The following is an 18,718-nucleotide window of genomic DNA, read 5'->3' on the forward strand; positions in this document are numbered from 1 at the left end:
CTTCACGTAGTTTCCTCCCACAAGGCGATCCCCCTGATCCCTTCGCGGGGACTTTAACCGTTGCTGGCAAACTCTGACGCCTTTTCGAGGCAATCATGATCGATTTGCTGACGTTCATTGGTCTTCTGTTGAACCAGTCATCTGACCATCGCGACCGTCATTTCGGGGACGGGTTCTGGCAACAAGGATGAATTGACGTGCCGGGTTGTTTTCTACGAGCGCGACAATATTTCAGGTGCACGGGGGCCGCAGTGGGCTATCGGGACGTGATTCGCGCCGCGGGTGCGACGCCGACAACTCGTCGCCGCGACCTGTCACCTGCGGTTTGCTCGATCTGCTCGCAGCATCGGACGCGCAAACGTTCGTGCTAGCCCCGACGATGTGCTCCCGGAGATGACTCCCACGGCCGTCACATCAGGGCGCAGAGCCGGAACATGGAAAGTAGTGCAAGTACTGGTGCCCCCGGTGAGATTCGAACTCACACTGGACGGGTTTTGAATCCGTTTCCTCTGCCAGTTGGGATACGGGGGCGTCCCGGCACGCCGCGCCGCGTCGTGCGGCCTCTCACCTTAGAGGATGGCCCCGCGCTCGCTCATTCGGGCATCGGCGGACAGAATGTGGACCATGACTGCGTCCCCGACAGATGCCGCCGCGCCGCACCGAGTCCTGATCGCCGAGGACGAGGCGCTGATCCGGCTCGACCTGGCCGAGATGCTGCGCGACGAAGGCTACGAGATCGTCGGAGAGGCCGGTGACGGTCAGGAGGCCGTCGAGTTGGCCGAATCCCTGCGTCCGGACCTGGTGATCATGGACGTCAAGATGCCCCGCCGGGACGGCATCGACGCCGCCGCCGAGATCGCAGCCAAGCGGATCGCGCCGATCGTCATCCTCACCGCCTTCAGCCAGCGTGAACTCGTCGAACGCGCCCGCGACGCGGGCGCGATGGCTTATCTGGTCAAGCCGTTCAACATCACCGATCTGATTCCGGCCATCGAGGTGGCGGTCAGCCGGTTCAGCGAGATCACCGAATTGGAGAAAGAGGTCGCCAACCTCTCCGACCGGCTGGAGACCCGCAAGCTGGTGGAGCGTGCGAAGGGTTTGCTGCAGAGCAAGCAGAACATGACCGAACCCGAGGCGTTCAAGTGGATTCAGCGGGCCGCGATGGACCGCCGCACCACGATGAAGCGCGTCGCCGAGGTGGTTCTCGAGACGCTCGACCCGCCGGCCACCGACGCCGCCGCACCCGCGGAATGACGGGGAATCGGCACCCCGTCCGTTAAGACTGCGTTTCCGGAACCGCCGGATTTCGGATCCGTGCACCGGATGCGCGCCACGCGTTCCTCAACATCGCGCACCACAGCGATGCGTTGGTTATGGTCGTCGGCGAAGCACCGCCGCCAACGCCGTCCGGGGGAGGCACGACGGTGTCGATCAACACATGAACCGGAGGTGGGACGTGCGCGGTCGCGTGGCACGCAATGCATTTGCTCTCGGGGGAGCGAGCCTGATTGTGCTGGCCTTGGCCGGCTGCAACCAGGGTGCGCCCGAGGAGCAGGCGACGCAGGCGAATCTCAAGATCGTCGAGAAGGTGCAGATCGACGAGAACGGTGCAGAGGTCAAGGGCGCCGAGGGCGCGGCTCCGGCCGACCCGGCCGGCGACGGCAAGGCCACCTGCCCGCCGGTGTCGATCGCCATGGCGGGGGCGCTCAACGGCCCCGACGCGGCGCTGGGCATCAACATCAAAAACGGTGTGCAGCTCGCGATCGACAAGCACAACGCGGCCAACCCCGGCTGCCAGGTGCAGCTCAAGCCGTTCGACACCGAGGGTGACCCGCAGAAAGCGACCGCGATCGCACCTCAGATCGTCGACGACCAGTACACGATCGGCCTCGTCGGCCCGGCCTTCTCGGGCGAGACGAAAGCCACCGGCGGTGTCTTCGACCAGGCCGGTCTGGTCGCCGCCACCGCGTCGGCGACCAACGTGACGCTGTCGGAGAACGGCTGGAAGACCTTCTTCCGCGGCCTGGCCAACGACGGTGTGCAGGGACCCGCGGTCGCGAACTACCTGAAGAACACGCTCGCCAACAAGAAGGTGTGCGTGGTCGACGACAGCACCGACTACGGCCTCGGCCTCGCCCAGGCCGTGCGGGACACGCTCGGGCCGGTCGCGGACGCGGCCTGCAACATCTCCGTCAAGAAGGGCGACAAGGACTTCTCGGCCGCGGTGACCCAGGTCAAGGGGGCCGCCCCGGACTCGGTGTTCTACAGCGGCTACTACGCCGAGGCGGCACCGTTCGTCCAGCAGCTCAAGGACGGTGGCTTCGAGGGCACGTTCGTCAGCGCCGACGGCACCAAGGACCCCGAGTTCGTCAAGCAGGCCGGTGAGTCCTCCAAGGGTGCGTTGCTGTCCTGCCCGTGCGGCCCGGCCACCGGCGCGTTCGCCGACGAGTACACCAAGAAGTTCAACCAGGAGCCCGGCACCTACAGCACCGAGGGCTATGACCTGGGCACGATCCTGCTCAAGGGCATCGACTCGGGGGCGATCACCCGGCCGGCGCTGCTCGACTTCGTGCGCAACTACGACGGCCAGGGCGTGGCGCGCAAGTACCAGTGGACGCCCATCGGGGAGCTCACCACCACGCTGATCTGGATGTACGAGGTTCAGTAACCGTTGACGCGAAACGCGTCCGAGCTCGACGGCTCGGACGCGTTTTGCACTCCTGAAGGAGTACGCCACGCCGATGTTTCTGGCCGCCAACATCAATTTCAACGTCGGGGCGCTGTTCGACAGCTTCTGGCAACTCACCATCGACGGATTGTCCTGGGGCGCCATCTACGCCCTGGTCGCGGTCGGGTACACCCTGGTGTTCGGGGTGCTGCGGTTGATCAACTTCGCCCACTCGGAGATCTTCATGCTCGGCATGTTCGGCGCGTACTTCGCGCTGGACATGATCTTGGGCTTCACCCCCAGCGGCAACGCCTACAACAAAGGGGTGCTGCTGACGATCGTCTATCTCGGGGTGGCGATGCTTTTCGCGATGCTCGTCTCCGGCGGCGCAGCCGTCGGTCTGGAGTTCATCGCCTACCGGCCGCTGCGTAAACGGCATGCCCGCTCGCTGACGTTCCTGATCACCGCGATCGGCATGTCGTTCGTGCTCCAGCAGTTCGTGCTGTTCATCCTGCCCAAGTTGATCCCCGGCTACGGCGGGCCGAATGCCCAGCAACCGATTGTGTTGGTGCAGCCCAAGACCCAGTTCACATTCTTCGGGGTGGACGTCTCCAATGTCACGATCGTGATCATCGTCGCCGCCCTCGTGCTCGCGGTGCTGACCGACATCGCGATCAACCGCACCAAGTTCGGTCGCGGCATCCGCGCCGTCGCCCAGGATCCGACCACCGCGACGTTGATGGGGGTGTCCCGCGAGCGCATCATCATGACGACGTTCCTGATCGGTGGTCTGCTGGCGGGCGCGGCGGCGCTGCTCTACACGCTCAAGGTTCCTCAGGGCATCATCTACTCGGGCGGCTTCCTGCTCGGCATCAAGGCGTTCTCCGCCGCCGTCCTCGGCGGGATCGGCAACCTGCGCGGCGCCCTGCTGGGTGGCTTGATCCTGGGCATCATGGAGAACTACGGCCAGGCGGTGTTCGGCACCCAGTGGCGTGACGTGGTGGCATTCGTGCTGCTGGTGCTGGTGCTGCTGGTGCGTCCGACGGGCATACTCGGCGAGAGCCTCGGAAAGGCGCGAGCATGAGCGGGTTGGTGTCTCGGGTGACGGACTGGTGGGATCGTCTGTCGCGTCCGCAGAAGTGGGTGTTCGGGGTCATCCTGTTCCTGGGCGTCGGATTGTCGCCGCTGTTCACCCCTCCGTTCATCGACACCCCCGGTATCAGCTTCGGTGGCACGATGGCCCAGTTCGCGATGGTGGCGATCATCGCCATCGGCCTCAATGTCGTTGTGGGACAGGCAGGTCTGCTCGATCTCGGATATGTCGGGTTCTACGCGGTGGGCGCCTACACGGTGGCTCTGCTGACCAGCCCGGAAAGCCCGTGGAACAGGATGGGCACGAGCGGTTTCTTCAGCGAGCCGTGGGCCTGGCTGTCCTGCGTGCCGCTGGCCATGGCCGTGACCGCGCTGACGGGGTTGATCCTCGGGTTCCCCACGCTGCGGTTGCGTGGTGACTATCTGGCGATCGTCACGCTCGGATTCGGCGAGATCATCCGCTTGCTGGCCGACAACTTGGCCGACATCACCAACGGACCCCGGGGTCTCAACGAGGTCGCGTTCCCGCACGTCTTCGAGAGCGAGAAGAATCCGCGCGGGGTGTTCTCCGTGTCGAACTCCAGCGGCGACGCGAACTACGGCACCTGGTGGTTCTGGCTGGGGTTGTTGTTGATCGTCGTGATCCTGCTGCTGGTGGGCAATCTCGAACGCAGTCGGGTGGGACGCGCCTGGATCGCGGTGCGCGAAGACGAGGACGCCGCAGAAGTGATGGGCGTCAACACCTTCAAGTTCAAACTGTGGGCGTTCACCATCGGCGCCGCGATCGGTGGGCTCTCCGGAGCGCTCTACGCCGGTCAGGTGCAGTACGTCGCACCGCCGACGTTCAACATCATCAACTCCATGCTGTTCCTGTGCGCCGTCGTCCTCGGCGGTCAGGGCAACAAGCTCGGCGTGATCCTGGGTGCGTTCATCATCGTCTACCTACCCAATCGTCTTCTGGGCGTGCACTTCCTGGGCATCGACATGGGCAACCTGAAGTATCTGTTCTTCGGATTGGCGCTGGTGGTCCTGATGATCTTCCGGCCGCAAGGCTTCTTCCCGGCCCGCCAGCAGCTGCTGACCTACGGTAAGGCCGCGCGCGATCTGCTCAGATCGGGTCCGTCGGGGAAGGAGTCGGCGCAATGAGCATCGAGGACCTGGCCGGCGTGCACCGCGAGATCGCCGCCGACGAGGGCGAGGTGCTGCTGGCCACCAAGGACCTGACGGTGCAGTTCGGCGGTTTGGTCGCACTGGACTCGGTGACCTTCGACATCCGTCGCGGTGAGATCCTCGGTCTGATCGGGCCCAACGGTGCCGGGAAAACCACCTGCTTCAACGCGATCACCGGCGTCTACCGCCCCAGTGCGGGGTCGGTGACGTTCGACGGTGAGATCCTCGGGCGGATCAAGCGGCATCAGATCACCCGCCGGGGCATCGCCCGCACGTTCCAGAACATCCGGCTGTTCGGGGAGATGACGGCGTTGGAGAACGTCATGGTCGGTACCGATGCCCGCCACCGGACGTCGGTGCCTGGTGCGCTGTTCCGGTCGCCACGTCATCGCCGCGAGGAGAGGGAGGCGATCGAACGGTCTGCGGCCCTGCTGCACTTCGTCGGCATCGCGCACCGTGGGGAGGAGAAGGCGAAGAACCTCTCCTACGGTGACCAGCGCCGGCTGGAGATCGCCCGTGCGCTGGCCACCGAACCGAAGCTGCTGTGCCTCGACGAGCCCGCGGCCGGGTTCAACCCCAGCGAGAAGTCGGCGCTGATCGACCTGATCCGCAAGATCCGCGACGACGGATACACCGTGCTGCTGATCGAACACGACATGCGGCTGGTCATGGGGGTGACCGACCGCATCGTGGTGTTGGAGTTCGGCCGCAAGATCGCCGACGGCCTGCCGGCCGAGATCCGCGAGGACCCCAAGGTCATCGCCGCCTACCTGGGAGTGCCCGATGACGAGCTCAGCTGAGTCCCGACCGGTGCTGCTGGAGGCCCGCGACGTCGTGGTGCACTACGGCCGCATCAAGGCGCTGCACTCCGTGTCGTTGACTGTGCACGAGGGCGAGCTGGTCACGCTGCTCGGCTCCAACGGTGCGGGCAAGACCACGATGATGCGGGCGATCTCCGGGCTGCTGCCGCTGACATCGGGTTCGGTGTGGTTCGACGGCCAGGACGTGAGCAAGGTGAAGGCGCACCGGCGGGTGACCGACGGCCTGATCCAGGCGCCCGAGGGGCGCGGCGTGTTCCCCGGCATGACGATCCTCGAGAACCTCGAAATGGGTTGCTACGGACGCAAATTCCCGTCCAAGGCGGAGCACGATGAGCGGCTGGAGTGGATACTGCAGACGTTCCCGCGGCTCGCGGAGCGCAAAAGCCAGGTCGGCGGCACGCTGTCCGGTGGCGAGCAGCAGATGCTGGCGATCGGGCGGGCGTTGATGGCCCGGCCCAAGGTGCTGCTGCTCGACGAGCCGTCGATGGGGCTCGCACCGATGGTGATCTCTCAGATCTTCAAGATCATCGCCGAGATCAACTCGACCGGGACCACGGTGCTGCTCGTGGAGCAGAACGCCCAGCAGGCGCTCAGTCGCTCCGATCGGGCCTACATCCTGGAGACCGGTGAGGTCACCCGGTCGGGCAATGCGCGAGAGTTGTTGGCAGACGACAGTATTCGCGCGGCCTACCTCGGCGTCGCTTGAGAGGGTGCCTTGTTTCGGCGAGCGCGCGTGTCTGCACGCAACACGCCGGGCCATTCTGTGAGTTCGCGCGCGCTCGCCGCACTCTGAGCGCGCGCTGATCGACGCGGAAGCGCTTCAGCCGCGAGGTGGCCCCTGCGGTCAGCGTCACCCGGTTGCGCGGCACACCGAGGTGTTCGGCGAGCACCCGGATGACGGCCTGGTTGGCCTTGCCGTCGACAGCACGCTCGCGGACATAGATCGTCAGCATGCCGTCGGGACCCCTCTCGACGAGCGGTCCCTTCGCGCTGCCGGGCTTCACCCGCACCGATATGACATCAGCCACCCGCGCATTGAGTCGCGAGGGCGCGCGTGATGCCAGCGTGGCGCGGCGTGTCGCGTGCAGACGCGCGCGCTCGCGGAAACGACTACCGGGCGACGACGACCGACGAGCCGTGGCCGAACAGGCCCTGGTTGGCGGTGATGCCCACAGTGGCGCCCTCGACCTGGCGGCCAGTGGCCTGCCCCTTCAGCTGCCAGGTGAGCTCGCAGACCTGCGCGATGGCTTGGGCGGGTATCGCTTCGCCGAACGACGCGAGCCCGCCCGACGCGTTGACCGGGATGCGTCCGCCGATGGTGGTGGCGCCGCTGCGCAGAAGATGTTCGGCCTCACCCTTCTTGCACAGTCCCAGGTGCTCGTACCAGTCCAGTTCCAACGCAGTGGACAGGTCGTAGACCTCGGCGAGGCTGAGGTCCTCGGGACCAATCCCCGCCTCGGCGTACGCGGCATCGAGGATCTGATCTTTGAACACTCGCTTGGGGCCGGGCACCACGGCCGTCGAATCGGTTGCGATGTCAGGCAATTCGGGCAGATGCTGGGGGTACTGCGGGGACTGCAGGCTCACCGCACGCACAGACGGGACGCCGGCCGTCGAGCCGAGGTGCTTCTCCGTGAACGCCTTGCTGGCCACGATGATCGCGGCCGCGCCGTCGGAGGTCGCGCAGATGTCGAGCAGCCGCAGCGGGTCGGACACCACAGGGCTGGCCAATACGTCCTCGACGGTCGCTTCCTTGCGGTAGCGCGCGTTCGGGTTGTTGAGGCCGTGGCGGGCGTTCTTCACCTTGACGTTCGCGAAGTCCTCGAGCGTGGCGCCGTAGAGGTCCATCCGTCTCCGGGCGAGCAGCGCGAAGTACACGGTGTTGGTCGCGCCGATCAGGTGGAAGCGTTGCCAATCCGGATCGTTCTTGCGTTCCCCTCCGACGGGAGCGAAGAAGCCCTTCGGCGTGGTGTCGGCACCGATGACGAGCGCGACGTCGCACAGGCCGGCCAGGATCTGCGCTCGGGCACTCTGCAGCGCCTGCGACCCGCTGGCGCAGGCGGCGTAGCTGGAGGTGACGGGAATGCCGGTCCAGCCCAGCTTCTGCGCGAACGTGGCACCGGCGACGAAGCCGGGGTAGCCGTTGCGGATGGTGTCGGCGCCGGCGACGAGCTGGATCTGTTTCCAGTCCAGACCCGCCTCGGCGAGCGCTGCACGGGCGGCGACGACGCCGTACTCGGTGAAGTCGCGTCCCCACTTGCCCCAGGGGTGCATGCCCGCGCCGAGGATGTAAACGGGTTCCGGCGGGCCGGAGCGAAGCGACTCGGGGAATTTGTCCGGACTCATGCGATCCTCCAGGCGTGCACGATGCGTTCGGTGCCGTCGTCGTCGACGTAGAGCGGCATCGTGGTCAGCTCCATCTCCATCCCGACCTTCAGGTCGGCGGCCAGCGTGCCCTCGACCACCTTGCCCAGCACGATCAACCCTTCGGCGGCCAGCTCTACCGCGGCGACGGCGAACGGTTCGAAGGGATCCGGCGATGGATAGGGCGGGGGTGGGGCGTAGCGGTTCTCGGTGTAGCTCCACAGCGTGCCGCGCCGCGACAGCGGCACCTGCGCCAGCTCGTCGCCGTCGCAGCCGGGGTTCGGGCAGTTGTTCTCGCGCGGCGGGAAGACGAAGGTTCCGCACTGATGGCATTTGGCGCCGATGAGGTAGGCCTCGCCAGAACCATCGGTGGCGAACCAGCCCTCGACGGCGGGTTGCGTGGATGCTGACACGGGGTCAGCCTACCCAGTCATGCCGGAAAACTGAAACGTGTTCCAGTCCCCTCGGACCCTGGCTATGGGGCGCTTGCGGCGAGCACGATGTCGCGCAGCTCGTCGGGGGTGTCCCGCATCAGGTTGTGTTTGCCATCGAGCTCGTGGGTGACCCAGGTCGCGTCCGTACGGACGCGGTCGTAGGAGCGCTGCAGCGGGGATTCGCCGGGCCAGTCCCGCGCGTAGACATAGGTGCGCTGCCGGAAGCGGGCGAGGTCGCCGCGCACCCGGAGCGGCTGCAGCACCGAGGCCAGCGGATGCGAGGTGGCCCGCTTGTCGAAGAACGGCAGCGGCGGTACGCCGAAACCCGTCTCGTCCACCCCGAGGTACCAGCGCCGCTCGTCATCGTTGACCAGATCCCAACAGGATTCGCCGTCGCGAGGCACCACCGCGTCGACGAACACGAGCGAGTCCACCCGTGCAGCGATCCGATCGGCCACGCCGGTGATCACCATCCCGCCGTAACTGTGTCCGACCAGGACGAGATCCTCTGTGGCACAGGCGTTGTCAATGGCGGCGAGGACGTCGACGATGTGCGTGTCGAGATTCACCCCACCGTGCAACACATGGGCGCGTTCTGCGACGCCGCTCAGGGTGACGGCGACGACGTGGTGGCCGGCGGTCTGCAGAGCCGCGGCCAGATCGTCGAAACACCAGGCGCCGTGGCACATTCCAGGAACGAGAACGTACGTGGTCATGTCTCCACGGTGAACCGCGGACGGCTATACGTCCAATACATCTTCATTCTTCTTCCTATAATCGATCGTTATGGAGCTTCGTCAGCTCGAATATCTGGTCGCGGTCGTGGAGGAAGGCAGCTTCACCCGGGCCGCGCAGCGCGAGCGGGTGGCGCAGCCCGCCGTCAGCGCCCAGATCCGTCGCCTGGAACGGATGGTCGGCCAGCAGCTGCTGAACCGGTCGAATCGCGAGGTGCGACTGACCGAGGCCGGCTTGGCGCTGCTGCCGCACGCCAGAGCGGCGCTGGCCGCGGTCCGAGCAGCGCAGCACGCGGTCGACGAGGTCGCCCATATCGTCCGCGGTTCCGTCGCGATCGGCACGGTGACGCTGCATCCGGTCGACATCCCCGCGCTGATGGCCGACTTCCACCGCGACCATCCCCAGGTGGAGCTCACGCTGCTCACCGACAATTCCGACGCCCTGCTCGACAAGCTCGCTGATGGCCGCCTCGATGTCGCGATCGTGTCGATCCCCGCCGACGACGCCCCTGTGGGCCTCGACTGTGCGGTCATCACCGACGAGATCATCGAGCCGGCAGTCGCTCCGGAGCATCCACTGCGTCACCGCAAGACCCTGACGTTGCCGGAACTGTGTGGGCAGACGCTGATATCCCTCCCCGAGGGCACCGGCCTGCGGTCCCGTCTCGACGAGGCCTGCGCTGCACAGGGTTTGCGACCGCGGATCGGCTTCGAGGCGACCAATCCGCTCGAGTTGGCCGACTTGGCGCGCCGAGGATTGGGTGTGGCGATCCTGCCCCGGTCGATGGCGCGTGGTGACGCTGGCCTGCATGCTCTTCGGCTGACTCCGACGCTGCGCGGACGGTTGGTGTGGGCGTGGCGCAGGGAGGCGGCCGGTCCGGCGGCACGCGCGTTCTGCGCCCTGGCGCTGCGTCGGCTCAGGCCTGCAGGCCGCGGATGACGAGGTCGATGGTCCGCGCGAACGCCGCAGTCGCATCAGGTGTCTGGACAAGCCCGGCGACTTCCAGCGTGACAGCGCCGTGCTGCGCGTTCCACACGGCCTGGGCGGCTTCCCGCGGGTCGAGGCCCGGCCCCAGTGCAAGCGCCGCAACCAGGTCGACGAGGGTGCCGAACACCTCTCGACCCCGCGCGGTCACCGGCGAGGCGGGGTCGGTGGCCGGTGAGCCTGCCGCGAAGATCAACGCGTAGCGCGCGGGGTGAGAGATCGCGAACCGGCGGTAGCCCTGTGCGGAACGGCGCAGTCGGTCCGCCGGTGTGCCGGACGTGTCGACCTCGATGGCAGCGGCGAGGCCGTCGAACGCGCGCAGGGCCAGGGCGGCGAGCAACCCGTCCTTGTTGGTGAAGCGGTTGTAGACGCCCATCGGCGCCACTCCGGCCTCCTGGGCGACGGATCGCACCGTCACCGCGGCGGCACCGTCGCGGTCCAACACCGTCTCGGCCGCGCTGAGTAGCGCGGCCGAGACCTGCTCGCTGGCGGTGCGACGCCGGGGCACTGTCACGCCGCCCCGGTGACGCCTCGGCGGCCGAGCCAGGCGAGCGTCTCGTCGGCGACGTCACGCCAGCCGTGGTCGATGGTGAGCGAGTGACCGCGCCCCTCGAAGGTGTGGAAGTCGGTGACGGCATCGCTGCGGTACAGCCGGTGGGCTGCCTCGGCGGTCGCGCGCGGCACGGTGTGATCGTCTGATCCGGCGGTGATCAACAGCGGTCCGCGCTCCGCATTCGCGGTGTCGACCGCCGCCGGCGAGCGGCGGTGCAGGTTGGCGCCGGCCGCCTCGAACAGCGGCTTGCCCGGGGAGGGGATCGACCACTGCTCCCACAATGCGTCGGATTCTTCCTGGCTCACCGCGTTGCCGAAGCCGTACCGCCACTGCGCCCGCGTCAGGGCCTTGGCGCGCCCGCGATTGAGCGGGTTGCCCAGCACCGGGAACGCCGAGCGCAGCTGTGTGAACGGCAGTCCCGTCACGCCCTTGATCGGGGCGGGGTCGATGGCGATGGCGGCGGCCGCCTTGTTCTCCCCGAGCAGCCGCTGTGCGATCAACCCACCGAACGAGTGCCCGATCACCACGGGCGGAGTGTCGAACTCGTCGAGGATGCGTGCGTAGTGGGCGGTCAGCTCGTCGATACCGAATCCGGCTTGTGCCGCCGGGTTCTGCCGGGTCTCCTCGACCGTCGGCAGCTCGCCGGGCCACGCCGGGGCGATGCCCTGATGACCGTGTTCGGCGACGTAGTCGATCCAGGGTTGCCATGCGGTGTGGGCGACCCACAGGCCGTGGATGAAGACGATGTTCGTCATGGCGGTGCTCCTGCTCGTTATAGAACGATGTTATATAAGAATGGACGCTCGGTGAAACGGTGCCGACCCCGCGTTCATTCCCGCCGGTCGTCGTGTCGGTCGCGGTGCTTAGAGTGAAGGCCGTGAGCCCAGCCAAGACCGCATCGGTGACCGATCAGAAACAGACCCTGATGCTGCTGGACGGCAACTCGCTGGCCTTCCGCGCGTTCTATGCCCTGCCCGCCGAGAACTTCAAGACCCAGGGCGGTCTCACCACCAACGCGGTGTACGGCTTCACCGCCATGCTGATCAACCTGCTGCGTGACGAGCAGCCCAGCCACATCGCCGCCGCGTTCGACGTGTCGCGCCAGACGTTCCGCAAAGAGAAGTACCCGGAGTACAAGGAGGGCCGGTCGGCCACCCCGGACGAGTTCCGCGGCCAGATCGACATCACCAAGGAGGTGCTCGGGGCGCTCGGCATCACGGTGCTCGCCGAGCCGGGATTCGAGGCCGACGACATCATCGCCACGCTGGCCACCCAGGCCGAGAACGAGGGCTACCGGGTCCTCGTCGTCACGGGGGATCGCGATTCACTGCAACTGGTCAGCAACGACGTGACCGTGCTCTACCCGCGCAAGGGCGTCAGTGAGCTGACGCGGTTCACCCCCGATGCCGTGCAGGAGAAGTACGGTCTCACCCCGGCGCAGTACCCCGATTTCGCGGCCCTGCGCGGTGACCCGAGCGACAATCTGCCCGGCATCCCGGGTGTGGGGGAGAAGACCGCGACCAAGTGGATCGCCGAGTACGGCTCGTTGCAGTCGCTGGTGGACAACGTCGACAAGGTCAAGGGCAAGGTCGGGGACGCGCTGCGCGCGCACCTGTCCAGCGTCGTGCTCAACCGTGAACTGACCGATCTGGTGAAGGACGTGCCGTTGGCGCAGACCCCGGACACGCTGCGGATGCAGCCGTGGAACCGGGATCAGATCCACCGCCTGTTCGACGACCTGGAGTTCCGGGTGCTGCGTGACCGGCTGTTCGACACCCTCGCTTCGGCCGACCCGGAAGTCGAGGAAGGTTTCGAGGTGCGCGGCGAGGCCTTGGCGCCCGGCACACTGGCGGGCTGGCTGGCCGAGCGCGCCGACGGCGGGCGCTTCGGTGTCGCCGTGGTCGGCAACCATCTGGCCTTCGCCAGTGATGCGACAGCGCTCGCACTGGTCGCACCGGATGGCGACGGCCGCTACATCGACACCTCGACACTGAGTCCCGAGGACGAACCCGCGCTGGCTGCGTGGCTCGCCGATCCTGCGCAGCCGAAGGCCCTGCACGAGGCCAAGCTCGCCATCCATGATCTCCAGGGCAGGGGGTGGACGCTCGCCGGCGTCACCTCGGACACCGCCCTGGCGGCCTACCTGGTGCGGCCCGGGCAGCGCAGCTTCACACTCGACGATCTCTCCCTGCGGTACCTCAAGCGCGAGTTGCGAGCCGATAATGCCGAGCAGCAACAACTCTCGTTGCTCGACGACAGCGACGGCGTCGACGATCAGGCGGTGCAGACCCTGCTGCTGCGCGCCAGCGCGGTGATGGATCTCGCCGTCGCGCTCGACGAGGAACTGGCCCGCATCGACTCCTCGGCGCTGCTGGGCAACATGGAGCTGCCCGTGCAGCGGGTGCTGGCCGACCTCGAAACTGCAGGTATCGCAGTCGATCTCGAGATGCTCACCGAGTTGCAGAGCGAGTTCGCCGGACAGATCCGCGACGCGGCCGAGGCGGCGTACGCGGTGATCGGCAAGCAGATCAACCTGGGTTCGCCCAAGCAGCTGCAGGTGGTTCTGTTCGACGAGTTGGAGATGCCGAAGACCAAACGGACCAAGACCGGCTACACCACCGACGCCGACGCGCTGCAGGGCCTTTTCGACAAGACCGGCCACCCGTTCCTGCAGCATCTGCTGGCACACCGCGACGCCACCCGGCTCAAGGTCACTGTCGACGGGTTGCTCAACTCGGTGGCTGAAGACGGTCGAATTCATACGACGTTCAACCAGACGATCGCGGCCACCGGCCGGCTGTCCTCGACCGAGCCGAATCTGCAGAACATCCCGATCCGCACGGAAGCGGGCCGCCGCATCCGCGACGCGTTCGTGGTCGGTGGTGGCTACAGCGAGCTGATGACAGCCGACTACAGCCAGATCGAGATGCGCATCATGGCGCACCTGTCCCGCGACGAGGGGCTGATCGAGGCGTTCAACACCGGCGAGGATCTGCACTCGTTCGTGGCGTCGCGGGCGTTCGACGTGCCGATCGACGAGGTGACGGCGGAACTGCGGCGCCGGGTGAAGGCGATGTCCTACGGCCTGGCCTATGGGTTGAGCGCATACGGCCTGTCCGCGCAGCTCAAGATCTCCACCGAGGAGGCGAAGGTCCAGATGGACCAGTACTTCGCCCGCTTCGGCGGGATCCGCGACTACCTGCGCGATGTGGTCGACCAGGCGCGCAAGGACGGCTACACCTCGACGGTGTTCGGTCGCAGGCGTTACCTGCCCGAGCTCGACAGCAGCAACCGCAACGTCCGTGAAGCCGCCGAGCGCGCAGCGTTGAACGCCCCGATCCAGGGCAGTGCCGCCGACATCATCAAAGTCGCGATGATCAACACCGACCGCGCGATCGCCGATGCCGGTCTGAGCTCGCGCATGTTGCTGCAGGTGCACGACGAGCTGCTTTTCGAGGTCGCCGACGGCGAGCGCGACGCCTTGGAGGCATTGGTGCGCGAGCACATGGGCACGGCCTATCCGCTCGACGTACCGCTCGAGGTCTCTGTCGGCTATGGCCGCAGCTGGGACGCCGCGGCGCACTGAGCGTCTGCTATATATGCAAGCCTACATAATTGGGCTTGAGCAGGAGGCGCGCACATGGCCGAGCACCCGTTCGACGAGGCTATTGAGCTGCAACCCGGCGACGCCGGCGTCTTTCGCGGAAGGACCACCTCCGACTGGGCGAACATGGTCGGTCCGTTCGGTGGCATGACGGCTGCCCTGCTGTTGCGCGCGGTCGAACTGCAGCCGGAATGCAACGGTGAGCCGCTGGCGCTCACCGTGAATTTCGCGGCGCCCATCGCCGACGGAGAGTTCGACATCACCGCGCGCTGCGTGCGCACCAACCGGAGCAATCAACACTGGTTCGTCGACCTGGCACAGGACGGCACGGTCACCACAACGGCGACAGCGGTGTTCGGTCGACGCCGCGATACGTGGTCGGATACCGAAAAACCCATGCCGAGCGTTCCCGCGCCCGAGGAGCTGCCGGAACGGGGGCTGCCGCCCATGATCGCTTGGGCCCGCAACTACGACATGCGCTTCATCGACGGCGCAGTCCCGGCCAAGGGGGCGGCGCCCGCCGACTCGTCGACCACCATGCTGTGGGCCCGCGACCGACACGGACGCCCCCTTGATTTCGCCGCGCTCACTGCCGCCAGCGACATCTTTTATCCGCGCGTCTACCTGCGGCTGGGCGCGCCCACGCCGGCAGGCACGATCTCGCTGACCACCTACTTCCACGCCACCGGCACGGAACTCGCCTCTGCGGGAGGCGGATTCGTGCTCGGCTGCGCATCGGCGAACCGCTTCTCCGGCGGCTATTTCGATCAGTCCGCGGAGATCTGGAGCCGCTCAGGCACCCTTCTGGCCACTACGCATCAGATCGTCTACTTCAAGACGTAGCGACTACGACGGCGGATGTCCGCGCACGATGAGCTCGCGCGGCCCGGTCGGCAGCCGCCAGTGGAACGTGATGGCCGCCAGGCGGAGCAGCGTGGCTACCAGAGTGCCGACGGCGACGCCGATCCACTGCGGGCCGAAGTAGTCGATGACGACGTAGATCACCGAGCCGAGCATCGCGGGAACCGCGTACATGTCGTCGGGACCCATCACGACGGGCACGTCGCGGGCCGTGACATCGCGGATGATCGTGCCGGCCAGTGCCGACACCATGCCCAGCAGCGCCGCGGCGAACCAGCTGGCGCCGTGGTCGACAGCCAGCGCGGCACCCGAGGTGGCGAAGAACCCCATCCCGACGGCGTCGAGCATCGCCACCGGATGGTGGAGCCTGATGACCGTGCGCGCGAACAGCGTGGCCAGGGCGGCGGCAGCCAGGCACACGGTGACATCCGGCCAGCGCTGCAGGGACTGCGGGGGATCGATGTCGAGCAGGACGTCACGCAACACTCCGCCGCCGACGCCGGTCAGCACCGCCATCGCCGCGATCCCGAACACGTCGAACCCCTTGCGGACCCCGAGGACGGCACCGGATGCCGCGGCGGCCGCGATGCCGAGGTAGTTGAGGATGTGCTGGATCACCAGCCGAGTATGGCGGCCCGCGGGCCGTCAGTACGCCCGGAAGCCGGCCATGTGCTGTAGCGCCGGTGACGTGGCGCGTGCCGCGTACAGCGCGTAGGTCTCCTCGTGCAGCAGCGCGATGACGCGCGGATCGCCGAAGCCCCGGTCGATCCGGTCGCGCACGAACGCCAGCTCGACGACTCGATGGGCGAACTGCCGTATCGAGGTCGCGGCGGGTTTGCCGCCGAAGCGATGTGCCGTGTCGACGGCGAGCTTGCGCGTCTTCAGCGACCCCAGCCAGGTCGCCTCGTTGGGGCTGATCAAGCCGGCGGCCACCATGCCGGGCAGCGTGCCCGCCACCACGTGTTGCTCGCGGCGCCGGCTGCGCACCGCCAGTGTGATCGCCAGCGCGAACACGGGCACCATCCACAGCGCGTAAACCCCGAAGTACGCGCCCGCCCCCAACAGAGACGACCCGTTCCACATCGCGTGCAGCAGGACCGCGCCCGCGTAGCCGAGCAGGAGGGCGCCGGCTCTGCCCGCGGTCGAGCGACGATGCAGGGCGTACAACACCCCGATGGCCGTCATCGTGGTGAACAGGGAATGGGCGAAGGGCGACATGATCAGCCGCAGGGCCGCGGTCACCAGCGACTCGGCCACCGACTCGCCGTTGGCGATGTAGAGGATGTCCTCGAGCCACGCGAAACCGGCTCCCACCAGGCCCGCATAGACCAGGCAGTCGGTCAGCGAGTTCAGCTCGTTACGCCGGACGCCGGTCATCATCAGCAGCAGGAACACACCCTTGGCGGCTTCCTCGGTCACGGGTGCGCCCACCACCAGGGTCAGCGGACTGACGTCGCTCGAGCCCGCGGGATGAACCCAGGCCTCGAGGAGGATCTGCAGGACCGCCGAGATGACGACCGCCGCCGAAGTGCCCCACAGAAAAGCGAAGACGAGCAGCCGAGGCGGTTCCGGCTCCCACCGGTCCAACCAGAGATAGGACAGCACCACCACGGTCATCGCGATGCTGGAGAGCACGAAACCGATCGAGGTGCCGACCGGGTTGACGGCGGTGAGCAGAATCACGATGAGGCCGGCGACGGTGCCGAGTGCGATCAGCAGACCCAAGGGCGCGCCGACCCGGCGAACGCTTGTCACGCCCAGCACAGTAGCCGCTGCACGGGGCGGGTTTGTCCTGCGTGTACCGCGTCGAGTAGCCTTGACAAGTACCTGTGCGTTCTATTCGCGGGTGCGATCAACAAAACACTTCTTGTCCCTACGATTGAACCTGTCCGGAGCAACCCACCACATGCCAAGTCCCTCCGTCACGTCTCCGCAAGTAGCCCTCAACGACATCGGCTCCGCGGAGGATTTCCTCGCCGCCATCGACAAGACCATCAAATACTTCAACGATGGCGACATCGTCGAAGGGACCATCGTCAAGGTGGACCGCGACGAGGTCCTACTCGACATCGGCTACAAGACCGAAGGTGTCATCCCTTCCCGCGAACTCTCGATCAAGCACGACGTCGACCCCAATGAGGTTGTGTCCGTCGGCGACGAGGTCGAAGCGCTGGTCCTCACCAAGGAGGACAAAGAAGGTCGCCTCATCCTCTCCAAGAAGCGCGCTCAGTACGAGCGGGCCTGGGGCACCATCGAAGAGCTCAAGGAGAAGGACGAGGCCGTCAAGGGCACCGTCATCGAGGTCGTCAAGGGCGGCCTGATCCTCGACATCGGCCTGCGCGGCTTCCTGCCCGCGTCGTTGGTGGAGATGCGTCGCGTCCGCGATCTGCAGCCGTACATCGGCAAGGAGATCGAGGCCAAGATCATCGAGCTCGACAAGAACCGCAACAATGTGGTGCTCAGCCGCCGCGCCTGGCTGGAGCAGACCCAGTCCGAGGTGCGCAGCGAATTCCTCAACCAGCTCACCAAGGGCGCCATCCGCAAGGGTGTCGTGTCCTCGATCGTCAACTTCGGCGCGTTCGTCGATCTCGGCGGTGTCGACGGCCTGGTGCACGTCTCCGAGCTGTCCTGGAAGCACATCGACCACCCGTCCGAGGTCGTCCAGGTCGGCGACGAGGTCACCGTCGAGGTGCTCGACGTCGACATGGATCGCGAGCGGGTGTCGTTGTCGCTCAAGGCGACTCAGGAAGATCCGTGGCGCCACTTCGCCCGCACCCACGCCATCGGCCAGATCGTGCCGGGCAAGGTCACCAAGCTGGTGCCCTTCGGTGCGTTCGTCCGGGTCGAGGAGGGCATCGAGGGTCTGGTGCACATCTCCGAGCTCTCCGAGCGTCACGTCGAGGTGCCGGACCAGGTGGTCCAGGTCGGCGACGACGCCATGGTCAAGGTCATCGACATCGACCTGGAGCGGCGCCGGATCTCGCTGAGCCTCAAGCAGGCCAACGAGGACTACAACAGCGAAGAGTTCGAGGCCTGGAAGTACGGCATGGCCGACAGCTACGACGACCAGGGCAACTACATCTTCCCGGAGGGCTTCGACGCCGAGACCAACGAATGGCTCGAAGGCTTCGACAAGCAGCGGGACGAGTGGGAGGCCCGCTACGCCGAGGCGGAGCGTCGCTACAAGATGCACACCGCGCAGATGGAGAAGTTCGCCGCGGCCGAGGCGGAGGAAGCGGCTCGTCCGACCTCATCGTCGTCGAACAGCCGCTCGGAGGAGTCGACCGGCGGGTCGCTGGCCAGCGATGCCCAGCTCGCCGCGCTGCGCGAAAAGCTCGCGGGTAACGCGTAAGTCAGTTCACGACCGAAGGCCCCGGCTCGAAAGAGTCGGGGCCTTCGTCGTCTGCACTCATCGGCTGCCTGACAGACTGT

The 18,718-nt window shown here is 66.7% G+C and carries 17 protein-coding genes, 1 tRNA gene and 1 pseudogene; 10 read left to right on the top strand and 9 right to left on the bottom strand.

Annotated features, from left to right (window positions below):
• Positions 1-454: 454 nt before the first annotated feature.
• A tRNA-Leu gene (locus tag ACXYX3_RS12145) sits at positions 455-531 on the bottom strand.
• Between the two features lie 93 nt (positions 532-624).
• Here ACXYX3_RS12145 and ACXYX3_RS12150 point away from each other — a divergent pair.
• From ACXYX3_RS12150 to ACXYX3_RS12175, 6 genes are all read left to right on the top strand, one after another.
• A complete protein-coding gene (locus ACXYX3_RS12150; RefSeq protein ID WP_241203619.1) occupies positions 625-1,254 on the top strand; it encodes an ANTAR domain-containing response regulator in 630 nt (209 codons plus the stop codon).
• A gap of 202 nt (positions 1,255-1,456) precedes the next feature.
• Positions 1,457-2,668: a branched-chain amino acid ABC transporter substrate-binding protein gene (locus ACXYX3_RS12155; protein ID WP_458612063.1), complete on the top strand. Its 1,212-nt coding sequence runs from the start codon at positions 1,457-1,459 to the stop codon at positions 2,666-2,668.
• 73 nt (positions 2,669-2,741) lie between these two features.
• The gene (locus tag ACXYX3_RS12160) at positions 2,742-3,752 is read left to right on the top strand and encodes a branched-chain amino acid ABC transporter permease (RefSeq protein WP_221361334.1); all 1,011 of its coding nucleotides are present in this window, start codon (positions 2,742-2,744) and stop codon (positions 3,750-3,752) included.
• Positions 3,749-4,906, top strand: coding sequence for a branched-chain amino acid ABC transporter permease (locus tag ACXYX3_RS12165; protein ID WP_241203617.1), 1,158 nt, complete (start codon positions 3,749-3,751; stop codon positions 4,904-4,906). Before ACXYX3_RS12160 ends, ACXYX3_RS12165 begins: the two co-directional genes overlap by 4 nt.
• Positions 4,903-5,730, top strand: a complete 828-nt coding sequence (locus ACXYX3_RS12170) for an ABC transporter ATP-binding protein (protein WP_241203616.1) — start codon at positions 4,903-4,905, stop codon at positions 5,728-5,730. The genes ACXYX3_RS12165 and ACXYX3_RS12170 overlap by 4 nt, the downstream gene beginning before the upstream one ends.
• On the top strand, positions 5,714-6,457 hold the full coding sequence (locus ACXYX3_RS12175; protein ID WP_458611842.1) for an ABC transporter ATP-binding protein: 744 nt from the start codon (positions 5,714-5,716) through the stop codon (positions 6,455-6,457). The genes ACXYX3_RS12170 and ACXYX3_RS12175 overlap by 17 nt, the downstream gene beginning before the upstream one ends.
• Before the next feature lie 100 nt (positions 6,458-6,557).
• Here the strand turns inward: ACXYX3_RS12175 and ACXYX3_RS12180 are convergent.
• From ACXYX3_RS12180 to ACXYX3_RS12195, 4 genes and pseudogenes are all read right to left on the bottom strand, one after another.
• A pseudogene (locus ACXYX3_RS12180) lies at positions 6,558-6,779 on the bottom strand (DUF167 domain-containing protein); the annotation flags it as partial.
• Between the two features lie 82 nt (positions 6,780-6,861).
• Positions 6,862-8,097, bottom strand: coding sequence for a lipid-transfer protein (locus ACXYX3_RS12185; RefSeq protein WP_458611843.1), 1,236 nt, complete (start codon positions 8,095-8,097; stop codon positions 6,862-6,864).
• A complete protein-coding gene (locus ACXYX3_RS12190; RefSeq protein WP_241203613.1) occupies positions 8,094-8,528 on the bottom strand; it encodes a Zn-ribbon domain-containing OB-fold protein in 435 nt (144 codons plus the stop codon). Before ACXYX3_RS12190 ends, ACXYX3_RS12185 begins: the two co-directional genes overlap by 4 nt.
• Before the next feature lie 62 nt (positions 8,529-8,590).
• The gene (locus ACXYX3_RS12195; RefSeq protein ID WP_458611844.1) at positions 8,591-9,265 is read right to left on the bottom strand and encodes an alpha/beta fold hydrolase; all 675 of its coding nucleotides are present in this window, start codon (positions 9,263-9,265) and stop codon (positions 8,591-8,593) included.
• Positions 9,266-9,335: 70 nt separating this feature from the next.
• On the opposite strand from ACXYX3_RS12195, the gene ACXYX3_RS12200 reads away from it, so the two are divergent.
• Positions 9,336-10,223, top strand: coding sequence for a LysR family transcriptional regulator (locus tag ACXYX3_RS12200; protein ID WP_458611845.1), 888 nt, complete (start codon positions 9,336-9,338; stop codon positions 10,221-10,223).
• On the opposite strand, the gene ACXYX3_RS12205 is transcribed toward ACXYX3_RS12200, so the two are convergent.
• Positions 10,201-10,782 carry a TetR/AcrR family transcriptional regulator gene (locus tag ACXYX3_RS12205; RefSeq protein ID WP_458611846.1) on the bottom strand — a complete coding sequence of 194 codons (582 nt, stop codon included), beginning with the start codon at positions 10,780-10,782 and terminating at the stop codon, positions 10,201-10,203. The two genes, ACXYX3_RS12200 and ACXYX3_RS12205, sit on opposite strands and share 23 nt — an antisense overlap.
• Positions 10,779-11,576 carry an alpha/beta hydrolase gene (locus ACXYX3_RS12210; RefSeq protein WP_458611847.1) on the bottom strand — a complete coding sequence of 266 codons (798 nt, stop codon included), beginning with the start codon at positions 11,574-11,576 and terminating at the stop codon, positions 10,779-10,781. Before ACXYX3_RS12210 ends, ACXYX3_RS12205 begins: the two co-directional genes overlap by 4 nt.
• 170 nt (positions 11,577-11,746) lie before the next feature.
• On the opposite strand from ACXYX3_RS12210, the gene polA reads away from it, so the two are divergent.
• Both polA and ACXYX3_RS12220 read left to right on the top strand, forming a co-directional pair.
• Positions 11,747-14,407, top strand: coding sequence for a DNA polymerase I (gene polA, locus ACXYX3_RS12215; RefSeq protein ID WP_458612064.1), 2,661 nt, complete (start codon positions 11,747-11,749; stop codon positions 14,405-14,407).
• Positions 14,408-14,461: 54 nt separating this feature from the next.
• A complete protein-coding gene (locus ACXYX3_RS12220; RefSeq protein ID WP_458611848.1) occupies positions 14,462-15,268 on the top strand; it encodes an acyl-CoA thioesterase in 807 nt (268 codons plus the stop codon).
• 3 nt (positions 15,269-15,271) lie between these two features.
• Here the strand turns inward: ACXYX3_RS12220 and ACXYX3_RS12225 are convergent, their stop codons facing one another.
• On the bottom strand, positions 15,272-15,904 hold the full coding sequence (locus tag ACXYX3_RS12225) for a trimeric intracellular cation channel family protein (protein WP_241203607.1): 633 nt from the start codon (positions 15,902-15,904) through the stop codon (positions 15,272-15,274).
• Between the two features lie 27 nt (positions 15,905-15,931).
• Entirely contained in the window at positions 15,932-17,041 is a 1,110-nt protein-coding gene (locus tag ACXYX3_RS12230; protein ID WP_458611849.1) for a PrsW family intramembrane metalloprotease, read from the bottom strand.
• Positions 17,042-17,192: 151 nt separating this feature from the next.
• Between ACXYX3_RS12230 and rpsA the strand changes: the two genes are divergently transcribed.
• The gene (rpsA, locus tag ACXYX3_RS12235; protein ID WP_241203605.1) at positions 17,193-18,638 is read left to right on the top strand and encodes a 30S ribosomal protein S1; all 1,446 of its coding nucleotides are present in this window, start codon (positions 17,193-17,195) and stop codon (positions 18,636-18,638) included.
• Positions 18,639-18,718 lie beyond the last annotated feature (80 nt).

This window comes from Mycobacterium sp. Panama NTM2, assembly GCF_054355555.1.

What these genes read in the sequence shown, in the direction of transcription:
- ACXYX3_RS12150 (WP_241203619.1), top strand. Translation starts at nt 625, where the DNA reads ATGACTGCGTCCCCGACAGATGCCGCCGCGCCGCACCGAGTCCTGATC.
- ACXYX3_RS12160 (WP_221361334.1), top strand. Translation starts at nt 2,742, where the DNA reads ATGTTTCTGGCCGCCAACATCAATTTCAACGTCGGGGCGCTGTTCGAC.
- ACXYX3_RS12165 (WP_241203617.1), top strand. Translation starts at nt 3,749, where the DNA reads ATGAGCGGGTTGGTGTCTCGGGTGACGGACTGGTGGGATCGTCTGTCG.
- ACXYX3_RS12170 (WP_241203616.1), top strand. Translation starts at nt 4,903, where the DNA reads ATGAGCATCGAGGACCTGGCCGGCGTGCACCGCGAGATCGCCGCCGAC.
- ACXYX3_RS12175 (WP_458611842.1), top strand. Translation starts at nt 5,714, where the DNA reads ATGACGAGCTCAGCTGAGTCCCGACCGGTGCTGCTGGAGGCCCGCGAC.
- ACXYX3_RS12185 (WP_458611843.1), bottom strand. Translation starts at nt 8,097, where the DNA reads ATGAGTCCGGACAAATTCCCCGAGTCGCTTCGCTCCGGCCCGCCGGAA.
- ACXYX3_RS12195 (WP_458611844.1), bottom strand. Translation starts at nt 9,265, where the DNA reads ATGACCACGTACGTTCTCGTTCCTGGAATGTGCCACGGCGCCTGGTGT.
- ACXYX3_RS12200 (WP_458611845.1), top strand. Translation starts at nt 9,336, where the DNA reads ATGGAGCTTCGTCAGCTCGAATATCTGGTCGCGGTCGTGGAGGAAGGC.
- ACXYX3_RS12210 (WP_458611847.1), bottom strand. Translation starts at nt 11,576, where the DNA reads ATGACGAACATCGTCTTCATCCACGGCCTGTGGGTCGCCCACACCGCA.
- polA (WP_458612064.1), top strand. Translation starts at nt 11,747, where the DNA reads ATGCTGCTGGACGGCAACTCGCTGGCCTTCCGCGCGTTCTATGCCCTG.
- ACXYX3_RS12220 (WP_458611848.1), top strand. Translation starts at nt 14,462, where the DNA reads ATGGCCGAGCACCCGTTCGACGAGGCTATTGAGCTGCAACCCGGCGAC.
- rpsA (WP_241203605.1), top strand. Translation starts at nt 17,193, where the DNA reads ATGCCAAGTCCCTCCGTCACGTCTCCGCAAGTAGCCCTCAACGACATC.